At 43.8% G+C, this 17,726-nt stretch carries 18 protein-coding genes and 1 pseudogene; 12 read left to right on the top strand and 7 right to left on the bottom strand.

The window, feature by feature from the left end; genetic code table 11:
* The first annotated feature begins 16 nt into the window (after positions 1 to 16).
* From lpxC to LIN98_RS04650, 9 genes are all read left to right on the top strand, one after another.
* Complete coding sequence (gene lpxC, locus LIN98_RS04610) at positions 17 to 934, top strand: UDP-3-O-acyl-N-acetylglucosamine deacetylase (RefSeq protein WP_005539072.1); 918 nt, start codon at positions 17 to 19, stop codon at positions 932 to 934.
* A 197-nt stretch (positions 935 to 1,131) separates the two neighbouring features.
* Positions 1,132 to 2,292 carry a chorismate mutase gene (locus LIN98_RS04615; RefSeq protein WP_005566028.1) on the top strand — a complete coding sequence of 387 codons (1,161 nt, stop codon included), beginning with the start codon at positions 1,132 to 1,134 and terminating at the stop codon, positions 2,290 to 2,292.
* 133 nt (positions 2,293 to 2,425) lie between these two features.
* Positions 2,426 to 4,306 carry a molecular chaperone HtpG gene (htpG, locus tag LIN98_RS04620; protein ID WP_014167635.1) on the top strand — a complete coding sequence of 627 codons (1,881 nt, stop codon included), beginning with the start codon at positions 2,426 to 2,428 and terminating at the stop codon, positions 4,304 to 4,306.
* A 65-nt stretch (positions 4,307 to 4,371) separates the two neighbouring features.
* On the top strand, positions 4,372 to 4,716 hold the full coding sequence (locus LIN98_RS04625) for an ArsC family reductase (RefSeq protein WP_033000918.1): 345 nt from the start codon (positions 4,372 to 4,374) through the stop codon (positions 4,714 to 4,716).
* 136 nt (positions 4,717 to 4,852) lie between these two features.
* Positions 4,853 to 5,986 (top strand): succinyl-diaminopimelate desuccinylase, encoded by a 1,134-nt coding sequence (gene dapE, locus LIN98_RS04630; protein WP_249856174.1) that lies wholly within the window; start codon positions 4,853 to 4,855, stop codon positions 5,984 to 5,986.
* Between the two features lies 1 nt (position 5,987).
* Positions 5,988 to 6,668: a M15 family metallopeptidase gene (locus LIN98_RS04635; RefSeq protein ID WP_005568841.1), complete on the top strand. Its 681-nt coding sequence runs from the start codon at positions 5,988 to 5,990 to the stop codon at positions 6,666 to 6,668.
* Between the two features lie 245 nt (positions 6,669 to 6,913).
* Positions 6,914 to 7,537 (top strand): ADP-ribose diphosphatase, encoded by a 624-nt coding sequence (gene nudF, locus LIN98_RS04640; protein ID WP_005592875.1) that lies wholly within the window; start codon positions 6,914 to 6,916, stop codon positions 7,535 to 7,537.
* Between the two features lie 50 nt (positions 7,538 to 7,587).
* Positions 7,588 to 8,412 (top strand): 3',5'-cyclic-AMP phosphodiesterase, encoded by an 825-nt coding sequence (gene cpdA / locus LIN98_RS04645; RefSeq protein WP_005567898.1) that lies wholly within the window; start codon positions 7,588 to 7,590, stop codon positions 8,410 to 8,412.
* Positions 8,413 to 8,511: 99 nt separating this feature from the next.
* The gene (locus tag LIN98_RS04650; RefSeq protein ID WP_005571306.1) at positions 8,512 to 8,691 is read left to right on the top strand and encodes a hypothetical protein; all 180 of its coding nucleotides are present in this window, start codon (positions 8,512 to 8,514) and stop codon (positions 8,689 to 8,691) included.
* A 231-nt stretch (positions 8,692 to 8,922) separates the two neighbouring features.
* Here the strand turns inward: LIN98_RS04650 and LIN98_RS04655 are convergent, their stop codons facing one another.
* From LIN98_RS04655 to LIN98_RS04665, 3 genes and pseudogenes are all read right to left on the bottom strand, one after another.
* Positions 8,923 to 9,747, bottom strand: coding sequence for a nucleotidyl transferase AbiEii/AbiGii toxin family protein (locus LIN98_RS04655; RefSeq protein WP_005571304.1), 825 nt, complete (start codon positions 9,745 to 9,747; stop codon positions 8,923 to 8,925).
* Positions 9,720 to 10,184, bottom strand: coding sequence for a hypothetical protein (locus tag LIN98_RS04660; RefSeq protein WP_005546748.1), 465 nt, complete (start codon positions 10,182 to 10,184; stop codon positions 9,720 to 9,722). Before LIN98_RS04660 ends, LIN98_RS04655 begins: the two co-directional genes overlap by 28 nt.
* Before the next feature lie 31 nt (positions 10,185 to 10,215).
* Positions 10,216 to 10,393 (bottom strand): annotated as a pseudogene (locus LIN98_RS04665) (DNA repair protein); the annotation flags it as partial.
* Positions 10,394 to 10,538: 145 nt separating this feature from the next.
* On the opposite strand from LIN98_RS04665, the gene queC reads away from it, so the two are divergent.
* Positions 10,539 to 11,237, top strand: a complete 699-nt coding sequence (gene queC / locus LIN98_RS04670; RefSeq protein WP_014167637.1) for a 7-cyano-7-deazaguanine synthase QueC — start codon at positions 10,539 to 10,541, stop codon at positions 11,235 to 11,237.
* A 124-nt stretch (positions 11,238 to 11,361) separates the two neighbouring features.
* Entirely contained in the window at positions 11,362 to 12,576 is a 1,215-nt protein-coding gene (locus LIN98_RS04675; RefSeq protein ID WP_005546745.1) for an ATP-binding protein, read from the top strand.
* A 78-nt stretch (positions 12,577 to 12,654) separates the two neighbouring features.
* On the opposite strand, the gene LIN98_RS04680 is transcribed toward LIN98_RS04675, so the two are convergent.
* Positions 12,655 to 13,683 carry an alcohol dehydrogenase gene (locus LIN98_RS04680; protein WP_005546742.1) on the bottom strand — a complete coding sequence of 343 codons (1,029 nt, stop codon included), beginning with the start codon at positions 13,681 to 13,683 and terminating at the stop codon, positions 12,655 to 12,657.
* A gap of 270 nt (positions 13,684 to 13,953) precedes the next feature.
* Between LIN98_RS04680 and rlmKL the strand changes: the two genes are divergently transcribed.
* A complete protein-coding gene (gene rlmKL, locus LIN98_RS04685) occupies positions 13,954 to 16,101 on the top strand; it encodes a bifunctional 23S rRNA (guanine(2069)-N(7))-methyltransferase RlmK/23S rRNA (guanine(2445)-N(2))-methyltransferase RlmL (protein WP_005546739.1) in 2,148 nt (715 codons plus the stop codon).
* Between the two features lie 96 nt (positions 16,102 to 16,197).
* On the opposite strand, the gene frdD is transcribed toward rlmKL, so the two are convergent.
* Genes frdD through LIN98_RS04700 form a run of 3 tightly spaced genes read right to left on the bottom strand, consistent with a single transcriptional unit; the run spans position 16,198 to position 17,726 of the window.
* Positions 16,198 to 16,542 carry a fumarate reductase subunit FrdD gene (frdD, locus tag LIN98_RS04690; RefSeq protein WP_005542720.1) on the bottom strand — a complete coding sequence of 115 codons (345 nt, stop codon included), beginning with the start codon at positions 16,540 to 16,542 and terminating at the stop codon, positions 16,198 to 16,200.
* Positions 16,543 to 16,551: 9 nt separating this feature from the next.
* The gene (gene frdC, locus LIN98_RS04695; protein WP_005570869.1) at positions 16,552 to 16,944 is read right to left on the bottom strand and encodes a fumarate reductase subunit FrdC; all 393 of its coding nucleotides are present in this window, start codon (positions 16,942 to 16,944) and stop codon (positions 16,552 to 16,554) included.
* A gap of 11 nt (positions 16,945 to 16,955) precedes the next feature.
* Positions 16,956 to 17,726, bottom strand: coding sequence for a succinate dehydrogenase/fumarate reductase iron-sulfur subunit (locus LIN98_RS04700; RefSeq protein WP_005546732.1), 771 nt, complete (start codon positions 17,724 to 17,726; stop codon positions 16,956 to 16,958).

Here is a 17,726-nt window from a genome sequence, read left to right on the forward strand (position 1 = left end):
AGTTAAGAGAAAGGTTATGATTAAACAAAGAACATTAAAACAAAGTATAAAAGTTACCGGTGTGGGATTACACAGTGGTGATAAGGTTACTTTGGTTTTACGTCCTGCAATGCCGAATACCGGTGTTGTTTATTGCCGCACCGATTTGAATCCGCCGGTTACCTTTCCGGCGAATGCTAATGCAGTGCACGATACTATGCTTTGTACTTGTTTAGTGAATGAGCAGGGTGTGCGAATTTCAACGGTTGAACATCTAAATGCGGCTTTAGCAGGACTTGGTATCGATAACATTATTGTTGAAGTGGATGCGCCTGAAATTCCAATTATGGATGGTAGTGCAAGCCCGTTTATTTATTTATTATTAGATGCAGGTATTGAAGAACAAAATGCACCGAAAAAATTCATTCGTGTCAAACAAAAAGTTCGCGTGGAAGATGGTGATAAATGGGCGGAATTTTCTCCTTATAATGGTTTCCGTTTGAATTTCACTATTGATTTTAATCATCCGGTAATTAGCGAAGATGTACGTAATTATGTGATGGATTTCTCCGCGCAAGCATTTGTTCAGCAAATCAGCCGCGCGAGAACTTTTGGTTTTATGAAAGATATTGAGTATCTTCAATCTCAAGGTTTAGCGTTAGGCGGCAGTTTAGATAATGCTATCGTACTGGATGATTATCGCATTCTGAATGAGGACGGTTTGCGTTTCAAAGATGAACTGGTCCGTCACAAAATGCTGGATGCTATTGGTGATTTATATATGTGTGGTTATAACATTATCGGTGATTTCAAAGCCTATAAATCAGGTCATGGTTTAAACAATAAATTATTAAGAGCGGTATTGGATAATCAAGAAGCGTGGGAACTCGTAACCTTCGAAGACAAAGAACAAGTCCCACAAGGTTATATTTCTCCCGCACAAATATTGATTTAATAAAATGATTCTAAGAGCTATATTTCTTCGGAAATATAGCTCTTTTTTTCGCTACCTTTTCATAAAGCCACCTTAAAATAGTGGATTTTTTTGTCTTTCTTTTCCATAAAAGTGCGGTTAAAAAAGTAATATATTTTCAATACTTATTTTATTTATTGCCTTTGAGGTGTAACAAATGTGAATACAAAGGAAATATTATGTCATTGGATTTAAGTGAAATTCGTCGGCAAATTACGCAAATTGACCGTAGTTTATTGAAACTGCTGTCCGAGCGCCATCGTTTGGCGTTTGATGTGGTGCGGAGCAAAGAAGTGACGCAAAAGCCGTTGCGTGATGCCGCCCGTGAAGAACAGTTATTGCAGGAACTGATACAGTTCGCGGAAAACGAAAACTATCAGCTTGAACCGCAATATATCACTTCGATTTTTCAGAAAATCATTGAAGATTCGGTGCTAACGCAGCAGGTCTATTTGCAGAAGAAACTTAATGAACAGCGTGAACAGGATATTCATATTGCGTTTCTCGGCAAACGCGGTTCGTATTCTCATCTGGCGGCGCGTAATTATGCCACCCGTTATCAGGAGCAACTGGTTGAAATCAGTTGTGCGAGTTTTGAACAGGTGTTTGAGAAAGTGCGTAATGGCGAAGCGGATTACGGCGTTCTGCCGTTGGAGAACACCACTTCCGGCGCCATTAACGAAGTGTATGATTTGTTACAGCACACCGATTTATTTTTGGTGGGCGAACTTGCCTATCCGATTCAACATTGCGTGTTAGTGAATGAACAGGATGATTTGAGCAAAATTGATACCTTGTACAGCCACCCACAAGTGATTCAACAATGCAGTCAATTTATCCAAGGTTTACGGGTGCATATTGAATATTGTGAAAGTAGCTCCCATGCCATGCAGTTGGTTGCCGGTTTAAATAAGCCGAATATTGCGGCATTAGGTAATGAGGACGGCGGCAAGTTGTATGGCTTGAAAGTGTTGCGACGCAATATCGCCAACCAAGAAAACAATATTACCCGTTTTATCGTGATCGCGAAGAAAGCACACAGCGTCTCCCCGCAAATTCACACCAAAACGCTATTGTTAATGAGCACAGGGCAACAAGCGGGATCTTTGGTTGACGCCTTATTGGTGTTTAAAAAGCACCATATTAATATGACAAAGCTGGAGTCCCGCCCGATTTACGGTAAGCCTTGGGAGGAAATGTTTTATTTGGAAATTGAAGCCAACATTCACCACCCTGATACGCAAGCTGCGTTGGAAGAATTAAAAAAATTCAGTAATTATCTGAAAATTCTGGGGTGTTATCCAAGCGAAATTGTCAAACCGACAGTGCTCCCCGAATAACTTCCAACATCAAAGTGCGGTTGAAAAAATACTTAAATTTTCAACCGCACTTTTTTTACTACAGCTCTTGAAATTTTGCCTTCCGCACTTATATCCATAACGTTTTTAATTTATCAACATAAGTAGGAAGAAGATGAGTACAAATCAAGAAACCCGCGGCTTCCAGTCGGAAGTCAAACAACTGTTACAATTAATGATCCATTCTTTATATTCCAATAAAGAAATTTTCTTGCGCGAGCTGATTTCCAACGCCTCCGATGCGGCGGATAAATTGCGTTTTAAAGCTCTTTCCAACCCGGATTTATATGCAGGCGACGGCGAATTGCGCGTGTGTATCAGCTTTGACAGCGAGAAAGGCACCTTAACCGTAAGCGATAATGGTATCGGTATGACCCGCGAGCAGGTTATCGATCATTTGGGTACGATCGCCAAATCCGGCACGAAAGAATTTTTAGCGGCTCTCGGCAGCGACCAGGCGAAAGATAGCCAGCTTATCGGTCAATTCGGTGTGGGATTTTATTCCGCCTTTATCGTCGCTGATAAAGTCACCGTGAAAACCCGTGCGGCTGGCGAGCCGGCAGACAAAGGCGTGCTTTGGGAATCGGCAGGCGAAGGCGATTATACGGTAGCGGACATTGAGAAAAAATCTCGTGGCACCGATGTGATTTTGCACTTACGCGACGATGAAAAAGAATTCTTAAATGAATGGCGTTTACGCGGCATTATCGGTAAATATTCCGATCATATCGGTCTGCCGGTGGAAATGCTGACCAAAGAATATGAGGACGAAGGCAAAGAAATCGGCGAAAAATGGGAAAAAATCAACAAATCCGATGCTCTTTGGACGCGTAGTAAAAATGAGATTTCCGATGAAGAATACAAAGAATTCTACAAGCATTTAAGCCATGATTTCGCCGACCCGCTATTGTGGGCGCATAACAAAGTAGAAGGCAATCAGGAATATACCAGCCTGCTTTATGTGCCGTCCAAAGCGCCTTGGGATTTGTTTAATCGTGAGCATAAGCACGGTTTGAAGCTCTATGTGCAACGCGTGTTTATCATGGATGACGCGGAACAATTCATGCCGAATTATCTGCGTTTTATGCGCGGCTTAATTGATAGTAACGATTTGCCGTTAAACGTGTCCCGTGAAATCTTGCAAGACAACAAAGTCACGGCGGCGTTACGCAAAGCCTTAACCAAACGTTCCTTACAAATGCTGGAAAAATTGGCGAAAGACGATGCGGAAAAATACCAACAGTTCTGGAAAGAATTCGGCTTGGTGTTAAAAGAAGGGCCAGCGGAAGATTTTGCCAACAAAGAAGCCATCGCCAAATTGTTACGTTTTGCCTCCACCCACAATGACAGCAGCGAGCAAAATGTGTCTTTGGAAGACTATGTTTCCCGCATGAAAGAAGGGCAAAAAGCCATTTATTACATCACGGCGGACAGCTACGTGGCGGCGAGAAACAGCCCGCACTTGGAGTTGTTCAATAAAAAAGGCATTGAAGTGTTGCTGTTATCCGATCGCATTGACGAATGGATGCTGAGTTACTTAACGGAATTCGACGGCAAACCGTTACAAAGCATCACCAAAGCAGATCTGGATTTGGGCGATTTGGCGGACAAAGAGGCGGAAGAACAAAAAGCACAAGACGAATCTTTCGGCAGTTTTGTTGAGCGCGTCAAAACCTTGTTGGGCGGGCGTGTGAAAGAAGTGCGTTTAACCCACCGTTTAACCGACACCCCGGCAGTGGTTTCCACCGATAACGATCAAATGACCACGCAAATGGCAAAACTTTTTGCCGCCACAGGTCAACCGGTGCCGGAAGTAAAATACACCTTCGAGCTAAATCCGGAACATCACTTGGTGAAAAAAGTCGCTGAAATTGCCGATGAAGCACAATTCGCCGATTGGGTGGAATTGTTACTGGAACAAGCCATGCTTGCCGAACGCGGTTCCTTAGAAAACCCGGCAGCGTTTATTAAACGCATCAATAAGTTATTAGGCTAATCGGCTGAATTTCGGTTAAAATCCCTATTCTGAATTGAATGGGGATTTTTTATTTAGGAGAAACTATGATTATTGTTTACGGCATTAAAAACTGCGACACGGTGAAGAAAGCATTGAAATGGCTTGCGGATCATCAGATTGAACACAAACTGCATGATTACCACGTGGATGGGTTGGATAAGGCTTCTTTACAACAGGCGGAAGCACAATTTGGTTGGGAAAACTTGGTGAATAAACGCAGCACCACCTGGCGTAATCTTGACGAGCAAATCAAAAAAACACTTTCAAAATCCACCGCACTTTCTGTGCTTGCCGATAATCCAACCTTAATCAAACGCCCGATTATTTTGCAAGAGGGAAAGGCGTTGATTGGGTTTAGCGAAAAAGAATATCAGGCAGCGTTTAATTAACGTATTGTTCATACACACCTAGCACGAGGCGTGCTAGGTTCGATAATCCTCGCCTCCTCCGGAGGCGATATAAAAGCCGTAGAACGGCTTGGTTTAATTAACCCCAGACGGCTCGTATGGGGATAGGGAATAGTTAATGAAAGAAAAAGTTGTCTCTTTGGCGCAAGCATTAATCCGTCGTCCTTCCATCAGCCCGAATGACGAAGGCTGCCAGCAGCTGATTGCAGAACGGTTAGAAAAACTCGGTTTTCAAATTGAATGGCTGCCTTTTAACGACACGCTAAATTTATGGGCGAAACATGGCAGTGGCGATCCTGTCATTGCCTTTGCCGGGCATACGGATGTGGTGCCGACGGGCGATGAAAGCCAATGGACTTATCCGCCTTTCGACGCAAAAATTGTGGACGATATGCTTTATGGACGCGGTGCGGCGGATATGAAAGGATCACTGGCAGCAATGGTAGTGGCAACGGAAGAATATGTAAAAGCCCATCCGAATCATCAAGGCACCATCGCGTTGTTAATTACTTCCGATGAAGAAGCTGCTGCGAAAGACGGCACGGTGCGTGTGGTGGAAACCTTAATGGCGCGCGGCGAAAAGATCACTTATTGCATGGTGGGCGAGCCTTCCAGTACGCAAACCTTGGGCGATGTAGTGAAAAACGGTCGCCGTGGTTCCATCACAGGCAATCTGTATATTCAGGGCATTCAAGGGCACGTTGCCTATCCCCATCTGGCGGAGAATCCTATTCACAAAGCCGCGCCGTTCTTGCAGGAGCTCACCACATACCAATGGGACAACGGCAATGACTTTTTTCCTCCAACCAGTCTGCAAATCGCTAATATTCATGCCGGCACCGGCAGCAATAATGTGATTCCGGGCGAGCTTTATGTGCAATTTAATTTGCGTTATTGCACGGAAGTGACGGACGGGATGATTAAGCATAAAGTCGCCGAGATGCTGGAAAAACACGGGCTGAAGTATCGTATTGAATGGAATCTTTCCGGCAAGCCGTTTTTAACCAAACCGGGAAAACTGGTGAGTGCGTTGGTGGACAGCCTGCAACAAATCGCAGGCATTACGCCGAAATTGGAAACCGGTGGTGGCACCTCAGACGGACGTTTTATTGCCCTCATGGGCGCGGAAGTGGTGGAATTCGGACCGCTTAACGCCACCATTCATAAAGTAAACGAGTGCGTGAGCGTGGAAGATCTTGGCAAATGCGGTCAGATTTACCATCAAATGTTAGTGAATTTATTGGAACATTAGAATGAGCTTAACCCCTGAAATGCTTTGTGGCAAATCGCGTGAACATTTAGTAAACCTGCCGATACCCCATTCACCCAATCATTTCTTACAGGCGCAGGCAGCGAAAGCCTTTCAAGGCTTACAAAAAAGTGCGGTAAAAAATGGCTTTAATTTACAGCCGGCGAGCAGTTTTCGTGATTTTGCACGTCAGCAGCTGATTTGGAATGGCAAATTTAACGCTGAACGTAAAGTGCATGATGACGCAGGTAAGGCGTTAGATTTAACCAAATTGAACGACTGGCAAAAATGTCAGGTGATTTTGCGTTGGTCGGCGTTGCCGGGGGCGAGCCGCCATCATTGGGGCACGGAAATTGATATTTTTGATCCTGATTTATTACCGCCGGGTCAGGCATTACAGCTTGAACCTTGGGAATATGAACAAGGCGGTTATTTCTTTGGATTGAGCGAATTTCTCGCGGAAAATCTACCGCACTTTGATTTCGTCCTGCCGTTTATGAAAATGCCGGAAGGGAAAAAAATCGGGCGTGAGCCTTGGCATATTAGCTATGTTCCCCTGGCGGAAAAGGCGAAACAGCAATTTTCAGCGGCGGTGTTATTGCAGGCATGGGAAAATGAGGACATTGCCGGCAAGGCAGTTTTACAGCAGCACCTGCCACAGATTTTCGAGCAATATTTCGTGTAATTTTAGTAAAGGTAAAAGTGCGGTCGGTTTTCCAGACGTTTTTCATACCCGAAAAACAATCTGAAAACCGACCGCACTTTTTTTGTTTATACTTCGTTATATTTCTATGGTCTATGACCGGTTTACGTAATGTCACAAACTTTTGTGACCGAGTTCAAAAATCTAAACATTTTGCGAAGAATGAAGTTTTTTTTTGTTACAAATGAAAGTATCCTAATTGCCGGTAGTGATTTAAGGAGCGAAAGATGTATCAGTTTCAGCAATTTACTCAAAATGATATTGAAATTGTAAAGGATGAAACAGTTTATCAAGGTTTTTTTAAGCTGAATAAGGTTCAGTTTCGACATAAACTTTTTAACGGCGGCTGGAGCGGGATCGTCACCCGCGAGCTGTTGCTTAAAGGCGCCGCGTCGGCGGTAGTGGCTTATGACCCCGTGTTAGACAAGGTGGTTTTGGTGGAGCAGGTGCGTATCGGCGCTTATGATCCGAAACTGCAACAATCGCCGTGGTTGCTGGAACTCATCGCCGGCATGGTAGAAGAAGGCGAAACCCCGGAAAATGTAGCGCTGCGGGAAAGTGAAGAAGAAGCGGGCGCGCAAATTAGCCATTTGCAACATTGCTTGAGTGTATGGGACAGCCCGGGCGGCGCGCTGGAGCGGATCCATTTGTTCGTAGGCAACGTTGACAGCACAAACATTGGTGGCATTTACGGTTTAGCGGAAGAAAACGAAGATATTCGAGTTCATGTCGTCAGTAGGAAAACCGCGTATCAATGGGTTTGTGAGGGTAAAATTGATAACGGCATTGCAGTAATGGGATTACAGTGGCTGGAGTTAAATTACCGAAAATTGCAGGCGCAGTGGCTGTAAACATGCCATAGGTAATTTAGACTAAGTTTAATACGGAAATAGGAGTTTATTTGTTAAATACCTATAAATATGATACCCGGCAAGAGGTGTTTCGTGTCATTCAAATCACGGATCCCCATTTATTTAAAGACGCAACCGGCGAGTTATTGGGGGTCAATACTCAAGAAAGCTTTTCACAGGTGTTAAGTGAAATTCGGCAACAACCCTATGATTATGATCTGGTGTTAGCCACCGGCGATTTGGTTCAAGACAGCAGCGAAGAAGGCTATCTGCGTTTTTGCGAAAGCGTTAAGCCCCTTGAGAAAACCGTATTTTGGATCCCCGGCAACCACGATTTCCAACCGAAAATGTTTGATATTCTCAAACGTGACAATATTTGCGATAAAAAGCACATTCTGTTGGGTGAAAATTGGCAAATTCTGTTACTGGACAGCCAAATCGCCGGCGTACCCCACGGTCAGCTCGGGCAATATCAGCTGGATTGGCTGATGGCGAAGCTGAAAGAACATCCGCAGCGTTATTCATTAGTGGTGTTGCATCATCATATTTTATCCACCCATTCCGCCTGGCTGGATCAACATAATCTGCGTAACGCACACGAATTGGCTTACACGCTGGCGCCGTTTAATAACGTGAAAGGCATTTTATACGGACATATTCATCAGCAAGTGGACGGCGAATGGAACGGTTACAAAATTATGGCAACGCCTTCGACGGGCATTCAATTCAAACCGGATAGCAATACCTTCGCTCTAGACACCGCTCAACCGGGCTGGCGTGAAATTGAATTGTACGCCGACGGACGCATCGAAACCCGCGTTAAACGCATTCAACACAAAACTTTCCTGCCGAATTTACAGGAAGAAGGGTATTGATTGGCATTAACGGCATTATGTAGCAGTTGCACAAAGATTTAACCGATTGAAAATACTAAAATCCCTATTGGAATTTTACTCAATAGGGATTTTTCTATTATGTCACAAAAATTATCCAAGCAGGAATTAATCTCTTGCTTGCTATCACTAAAAGAAAAGCAAGATGAATTGACTATTCAAATACAACTTTTAACACAAGAAATGAATGCTTTAATTCAGCCGTATATGCCAAAAGAGCCTAAACCACCATCTTTAATTACAGCACGATGGGTTACCTAAGTATTACAAGAAAATCGGCAGGGGCCGTTTTGCGGTGAGATAGCCGAAAAGGCTTTAGCTTTAACAGGAAACCCACAATTTGTTGATATTGGAAATAAACACTATAAAGCGGTTAATTGGATTTTACTTAGATTGCATAAGCAAGGAATTGTCGAATGTACGGCAAGATTTTGGCGGTTAAAACCGTTCAAGTAGGGTAGAAAATAGCGGTAGAAATACCGTTATTGTCGCTTATAATTTCATTTTAAGAGAGGACGGCACAACATTTTGTGTTGTTTCTTCTTTCTTATTTTTAGCTTCATCTAACAACGCCTTAAATTGTTTTTTAGCATTAGGCATTGATGCTTGCATTGCAGGGTGATTTTGCATTTGTTGAGTGAAATAGATAGTTTCTGCCATCTTATTTAGCTCAAGTGCAATTTGTTCAACGTCCATAATCTTATTAAGTAGCGGATCCGCTTGGATATTTTGACTATATAGGCTGACTAATTTATCAGGATCTTGAGCGAAACCTTTTAATCGTTCGGCAAGTTTAGGCGTAAAGGCTTCGGGGTATTGTTTGGCGAGAAAATGTAGGTCAAATAAATCACGTCCTTTAGTTCGCGTGTTATCGCTATCATAAGCTGCGTGCAGTTTGTTATCAATAATGCGTTCCACTGATGAAAAACGAATGCCATCTTTAACCGTAATTTGATCATCTGATGCTGGCGTTCGATAAGAAATTTCCATTTTTAGTGCATCTTTAACACCTGTATCACGGATATGATAATTCACAATATAACGACTCACTGTGTCTGTATCTTTTTTCACATTAATATCATCAATCACAATACCGTGTGGGGCGGACGCTTTGATTTTGTTGAGTAAATTCAGTTTTTTGGACGAGTCAAAATCCAAATCTTCGGAAAAGCGGTTTAAGCCGTAGCCGAGATAAAGTGCTGTGCCACCTTTCAGTACTAAAGGCGTATCGGTAAGATTTTTCAGGATACTCACCATCAATTTTTCGTGATGTTTATCGCGTTCGGTGATTAGATTATCGGGTTTTTGCGTTTCCATAATTGTAAGTTTTCCCTTTCTTGTTCGGTTAAATTGGGTTCGAGCTGGTTCAATAAATCGTAAACCGATTGTTTATCTTCATCGCTAGGAAACCATTCATCAAGCATAACTTCTCCAAGTGAACCAGTTTGAAGTACGGCGGTGTAGAGGTAATCAACGCAAGCACGAGGGTGGTCGGCAAGCCAAACAGGATAATTTTCAGGGTAATATCCCATTTCATTTAATCGTTGGGTGCCATCAATTACGCCTAGATTACCCAATAGATGATTGGTGTTCCTTTTTTGGCTTTCACCATAAATGTAAAAATCTTGCGGATAAGCATCGTCATTCAATGCCGCTGCACTATGCCAATCGCCAGTACCGTTTGGGCTATGTACGTTTAATGCCACGATGCTACTTACATAGCGCCCAGGGTTTGTTTGAGGGATATACAGCATAAACTTTCCTTAAACTTGATTATGTTTTAAGCTAATTATCTTTGAATTTCCATTTCACGTCCACCACATTAATTTCTAACTGTTCTACAACACCCTTATCCAGCCAATGTTAATACCCCACGCATGGGAACCGTATGTTGAGGGTGAATGATAGGTTCTTGACCGCATTTTATTAACACGCGTTTGATCAGTTCATTCACGGTAAAATATCGGGCATTAAAGTGCGGTTGGTTTCAACGACGTTTTTTTAAAGGGGATTTTCCATCCCTTTATTTCTTTGCTAAAATTCACCGCACTTTTCTTTGTGTTCGCTGTGGTTAGCGACCTTCCCACATAAAAAACTCAGGATTTATTATGTCAAATCAGCCTAACAAAGCCCTCGTGATTTTTTCCGGTGGGCAAGATTCCACCACCTGCCTGTTTCTCGCCATGCAAGAATTCGGCGCAGAAAATGTCGAAGTCATCACATTCCAATACGGTCAACGTCATGCCATTGAACTGGAAAAAGCCCGATGGATTGCACAGGATTTAAAGGTAAAGCAAACGGTGCTCGATACCAGCGTCATTAAAGCCATTACCCACAACGCCTTAATGGATCCGAACGCGCCAATCAGTCAAAAAGACAATGAATTGCCGAATACTTTCGTTGACGGACGCAACGCCTTATTTTTACTTTACGCCGCCATTTACGCCAAAAGCCAAGGCATTCGCGTTATTTATACCGGCGTGTGCGAAACGGATTTTAGCGGCTATCCCGATTGCCGCGATGTTTTCGTCAAATCTATGAATGTTACCTTAAACCTTGCCATGGCTTACCCTTTTGAAATCCGCACACCGTTAATGTGGCTGGATAAAAAAGAAACCTGGGCGCTGGCGGATCAACTTGGCGCGTTTGATTATATCCGCCGGCACACCCACACTTGCTACAACGGTGTCGAAGGCGGTTGCGGCGAATGCCCGAGTTGCGTTTTGCGCGAACGTGGATTGAAGGCGTATTTGCCGGAACGTGAGGAAAAAATGCCTGAGAAAACAACCGCACTTTCGAGGGAGTAACATTTAAAAATTAGTTCAATTCAATATGTCATGTGAAATTAAACTTAAAAATTCACAGTTTCCCTTGTTTAAATTAGTTTAATTTAATATGCTGTATTGAGTTAAACTAATTTTGAGAGTGAATATGTACCTTTCCCGCCAAATCCAACCTTTAGTAAGTCGTCTACTTAAGCAATTTCCGGCAGTTCTTGTCACCGGTGCGAGACAGGTCGGTAAATCGACGTTGTTAAAGCATATCGCAAAAGATTACGCTTATTTGACCTTCGACGATCCTCTGCTGCTGGAACAAGCCAAACAAGAACCGCGTTTATTCTTTTTAAATCACGCAGGTAATGTGATTTTAGACGAAGTGCAGTATGCACAAGAATTGTTTTCTTTATTAAAGCTTGAAATCGATAAACAGCAAAAAAATGGGATGTTTTTGCTTTCCGGTTCACAGGCCTTTGAGCTTATGCAAAATGTCAGTGAAACACTGGCGGGCAGAATCGCTATTCTCAAACTACAAGGATTATCGCTACGTGAAATATTAAACGTTGAGTTTTACCTGCCTTTTATTCCCAGTAGGGATTATTTAGCGAGCAGAGAGAAAATGCTGAAATCGCCTGAAAATATCTGGCAAATTATTCATAAAGGCGATATGCCGCGTTTATATCAGCAGGAAACAGATTGGGAAATTTACTATTCTTCCTACGTTTCCACTTACATTGAAAGGGATGTGCGCCAGCTCACCAATATTACCAATACAACGGATTTTACCCGCTTTATGGTGGCGTTGGCGTCCCGCAGTGGAGAGTTATTGAACTACAGTAATGTGGCACAGGAAGTTGGCGTCTCTAACGAAACGATTAAACGCTGGACGGCGATTTTACAGACCTCAGGCATTATTTATTTGTTACAGCCTTATAGTAATAATCATCTGAAACGCACCATTAAAACCCCGAAGATTTATTTTCTGAACACCGGTCTCATGGCATATTTAACCAAATGGCTTACACCGGAGACCATTTCTAAAGGTGCAAAGAGCGGTCAATTTTTTGAGAGTTTTGTGGTGAGTGAAATTATAAAATCTTTCACGAATAACGGCATTGAACCACCACTTTATTTTTATCGTAATACCAATCAGAAGGAAATTGATTTGATTATTGAATACGATCGCACGATTTATCCCATTGAAATCAAAACGACTGCTAACCCGAATAAAAAAATGGCAAAAAGTTTTGCGTTGTTAAATTCGCTTGGGAAAGAATCTACTATCGGGCTGGGGGTGATTATTAATCAGTATCCGAATAAGCATTATTTGGCAGAGAATCTGGTGGCGTTACCTGTTAGGTATTTATAATCATCCTAAAAAACTGACTTTCGTCAGGTTTGCTTCGTTTTTAGTCCATTGCCGATCAGGCACCGATAATAAGGTGTTTTATGGTGTAGTCTTATTTTGATTGACGTTTAACACAATTCGAAACCGTGCTTTGCCTGATTTCAATCGCGCAATAGCTTCATTTGCTTTTGTGAGCGGAAAGATTTCTACCTGCGGTTTTACGCCTGAAAGTACACTAAATTTGAGCGTGCATTCTGCGTCAAATGGCGTACCTGTTAACGAACCTTGGATCCTTTGTTCTTTGCCTACTATACGGTTGAGCGGCAGTGCTAAAGGCTCACCGCTTGCGCCCAACAGCAACAATTTTCCTCTTGCTTTTAAGCTTTTTGCCACATCGCCGATGGTTTCGGCGTCGGTTATAGTGCTAAGGATTAAATCTGCACCGCCCAATTCACGTAAAAAATCCACCGCACTTTGTTTTGCTAAATTAACGTAATGATGTGCACCAAGCGAGGTCATTTTTTCGGATAAGTCTTGCCGCCCGATAGATACCACTTCAAAGCCCATTTTTTGCGCGTATTGGACCGCCAAATGGCCTAAGCCTCCTGTGCCAAGCACTGCCACTGTGTCGCCGGCTTTGGTATCGCTGTTACGTAGTGCATTAAAAGTTGCTAAGCCGGCACAAAGTAATGGAGCCGCGTCAGTGCTATTCAGGCTTTCGGGTATGGCAACCAAACCTGTTTGGTTCACGATCATCAGCTCGGCATAACCGCCATCACGGCTTGCGCCTATGTAGCTTTGGTGCGCACAATGCACAAATTGTCCCGCACGGCATGCATCGCACTCATGACAATGTCCGCCAAGCCGACCTACACCAACCCGTTGTCCTACCTGCCAGCGCTTTGAAACAGCTTCACCTTTAGCCAGGAGCCACCCGACCACTTCATGCCCGATAACGCGTGGGGTTTGTAAGTTATGTTTGATATCGCCCAAATCTGCCCCGCACACGCCACAGGCTTCTACTTGAATCAATACTTGATGAGCGGTGGGCAATACGGTTTGCTTTTCGGTTAGTACTAAATCTCCTTGTGGCGTGGTTTGCATAGCTAAATAAGTTTTGGGAATCATAGCTTTTCCTCGTAAAAGTGAGTAAGTTTTTTAATGATTAAGTTTATTTTAAGGATAAAAAGTTGATATTTTCAATAGGTTTAAAATTAATGTAAAAATTCCCCTTACCTATTTCGCTTTATTTAATATGTACAAATCCGGATTTTCTTAAAAGTGCGGTCAGTTTTCACGATGAATTTAAAATATCCGCAAAATCCACCGCACTTCAACCTATTTAACGGCTAAAACTGCTATAATTCCGCCAATTTTTTCTACATATTTGAGACCGGTATGAAACAACTTTTTGCCACCACAGCCCGTGGATTTGAAGAACTTTTGAAATCTGAATTAACCGACCTAGGCGCGCGCGATGCGAAAGTGACGCAGGGCGGCGTGCATTATTGGGCGGATGATGAAACCCTGTATCGCACCTTGCTTTGGAGCCGTTTGAGTTCGCGCATTTTATTGCCTATCGTGCAAGCCAAAGTGTTCAGTGATTTGGATTTATATTCTGCGGTGGTGGGCGTGAACTGGCTGGATTATTTCGATGAAAAAGTCCATTTTTTCGTGGATTTTAACGGCACGAACCAAGAAATTCGCCACACCCAATTCGGCGCTATGCGTGTGAAAGACGGCATTGTGGATTATTTTGAACGTCATGGACGTGCGCGCCCGAACGTCGATAAAGAACAGCCAGACATTCGTATTCATGCTTATCTGAACCGTGATGAGGTGGTGCTTTCTCTGGATTTAAGCGGCGATGCACTACATATGCGCGGTTATCGTGAGGACACCGGCAAAGCGCCGTTGCGTGAAACTTTGGCGGCGGCGATTGTGATGCGTTCCGGCTGGCAGCAAGGCACGCCGTTGGTGGACCCCATGTGCGGTTCCGGCACCTTGCTGATTGAAGCGGCGCAAATGGAAGCGAAAATTGCACCGCAGTTATATCGCTTACATTGGGGCTTTGATTTCTGGCGGGGGCATAATCAGGCGGTGTGGGAAAAGGTGAAAGAAGAGGCTTTAGCCTTGGTGGACGCGGAAAAACAACGGGAAAATCCACTGCACTTTTATGGCTTCGATTTGGATCATCGAGTGCTGCAAAAAGCCAAACAAAATGCCAAAAGTGCCGGTGTGGCACATTTAATGCAATGGCAACAGGGCGATGTGGCGGCGCTTAAAAATCCAAGCCCAAACACCACGGGCACAGTGATTTGTAACCCGCCGTACGGCGAACGATTGGGCACAACGCCTGCATTGATTGCCTTGTATTCCGTGTTCGGGCAACGATTAAAACAACAATTCGCCGGTTGGAACGCGTCCGTTTTCAGTGGCGAACCGAGCCTGTTGGATTGTTTACGTTTGCGTTCCCATCGTCAGTTCAAAGCGAAAAACGGACCTTTGGATTGTGTGCAGAAAAACTACCAACTCGCTGAACGGGCAGCGCAAAGTGCGGTGGAAAACGCTGCCGAATTTGACCGCACTTCTGCCGCTTCTGCTCATGTCGCACCGGGTTTTGCCAATCGACTGCAGAAAAATATCAAGAAAATCGAAAAATGGGCGAAACAGCAGGGGTTGGATGCCTATCGTTTATATGACGCGGATTTGCCGGAATATAATTTGGCGGTGGATCGTTATGCCGATCATATTGTGGTGCAGGAATATGCCGCACCGAAAAATATTGATGAAAACAAAGCCCGCCAGCGTTTGTTGGATGCCGTGAATGCCACGTTAAACGTCACGGGCGTGGAGACCAATAAATTGATTTTGAAAGTGCGCCAGAAACAAAAAGGCACCAATCAATATGAAAAATTGGCGAATAAAGGCGAGTATTTTTATGTGAATGAATATGGCGCAAAATTGTGGGTGAACCTGACGGATTATTTGGATACGGGCTTGTTTTTGGATCACCGCCTGACCCGAAAAATGTTGGGTGAAATGGCGCAGGGCAAGGATTTTCTGAATCTGTTTGCTTACACCGGTTCCGCCACCGTTCACGCAGCACTTGGCGGGGCGAAATCCACCACTACGGTAGATATGTCAAATACCTATCTTAACTGGGCGGAACAAAATTTATTGCTCAATGACATTGAAGGCAAGCAGCACAAACTCATTCAAGCGGATTGTCTGCAATGGCTGGAAAAATGCGATCGTCAATTTGATTTGATTTTTGTTGATCCACCGACATTTTCTAATTCCAAACGTATGGAAGACAGCTGGGATGTGCAACGGGATCACATTAAGTTAATGACGAATTTAAAACGCATTCTGCGCCCGAACGGCACCATCGTGTTTTCCAACAATAAACGCGGGTTCAAAATGGATTTTGTCGGTTTGGAAGCGTTGGGATTAAGTGCGGTGGAAATTTCCCGCAAAACATTGCCGTTGGATTTTGAGCGCAATAAGCAGATTCATAATTGTTGGGTGGTGCAGGCGAAATAGAAAACGCGCAAAAAAGAGACCGCACTTTTTGGTAAAACAATGATGACAGACATAAAAAACGCCCCGCATTGAGAGCGTTTTTTGTTGCTATTTGGGTTAGATATTGCACACAGCGAATAACACGATAATGCTATAAAGTGTTGCCAAACCGTAGAAGATGAATCCGCCGGCTGGGACGTGAACTTTAATGTCGTGCATTCCGTGGTGGACGCGGTGTAAGCCAGCCCACATCGGGAAGATGGTGAGCACGAGGATAACTAATTTGCCGAACCAATGGTGCGCGAAGGCAATGATGTTATCCGGGCTGACTAAGCCGAAAGGCAATAATAAACCGATGATCAGAATGAGTACCGGGAAAGCTAGACCGCTAACCATGCCACCCGCACTGAACATTAACCATACAGGCGGTTCGTTTGAACGTTTTGGATTTTGATTAACCATGTCTCCTCCCTAGATAAATACAAGTACTAAAGCCAATACGGTGACGGCGACGAATAATCCGCGTAACGCGTTTTTGATTAATGTCGGCGGTAATCCGGTGCTGCCGGATATCACTTCACCGGTCATGTCAAATAATGTCACGGCGTGCAACAATAATGCAGCAAGTGAAATAATGTTGAGAATCACTACAATCGGATTTTGCAGGAATGGAATGAAGCTTGCGATAAAACCGTCCGCTTTACCCAAACAAATCACACCGTAAAGCAACACCAGGCTGAACCAGACGGTCGGTAGTGCGGTGGCTTCACGCACCATATAGAATTTGTAGAAATCCCAACTTTTCCACCAAGTCGGGGTGATTTCACGGACGTATTTTTTACGTTTAGTTACGGTTGTTGTCATAATCTCTCCCCTTATGCTTTCGGTTTAAGCATGGAAATCAGATAGTCTTTCGCACTTTCTAATTTACCTTGGTTAATGGCGGTTGCCGGGCCTACGTGTTTCGGACAAACTTCGGAACAGGCACCGACGAAGGTACAGGACCAAACGCCGTTTTCGCCGTTCATGATTTTCATCCGTTCCGCTTGACCGTGGTCACGGTTATCTAAGTTATAACGGTGTGCCAAGGTTAACGCGGCAGGACCGACGAATTCAGGATTTAAACCGAATTGCGGGCAAGCGGCATAGCATAAGCCACAGTTGATACACATGGAGAATTGACGGTATTTTTCCAATTGTGCCGGTGTTTGTTTGGTACGGCTTTTTGCCAATTCTTTTGACGGATGCGGTTTGCCGTCTAATTCCGGCATTTTGTTGCCGATAATGTAAGGCTTGATGGCTTCCAGACTTTCGATGAAATGGCTTAGGTCAACCACTAAGTCACGTTCAATCGGGAAGTTGGCGAGCGGCTCGATACGCATATGACCGCTGTAGTCGCGCAGGAAGGTTTTACACGCCAGTTTCGGAATGTTGTTGACCATCATCCCGCAAGAACCGCAAATCGCCATACGGCAAGACCAGCGATAGGAAAGTTCTGGTTCCAATTTATCTTTAATGTAACCTAAGGCATCAAGCAACGAGGTTTGGCTGTCGAAAGGTACTTGGTAAGTTTTTAAGTGCGGCTCTTTATCGACTTCAGAATTGTAACGTAGAATCTCAACGTTCATGATTGGTTGTTCGGCCAT

This window comes from Aggregatibacter actinomycetemcomitans (assembly GCF_023518055.1).
Lineage (GTDB): Bacteria > Pseudomonadota > Gammaproteobacteria > Enterobacterales > Pasteurellaceae > Aggregatibacter > Aggregatibacter actinomycetemcomitans.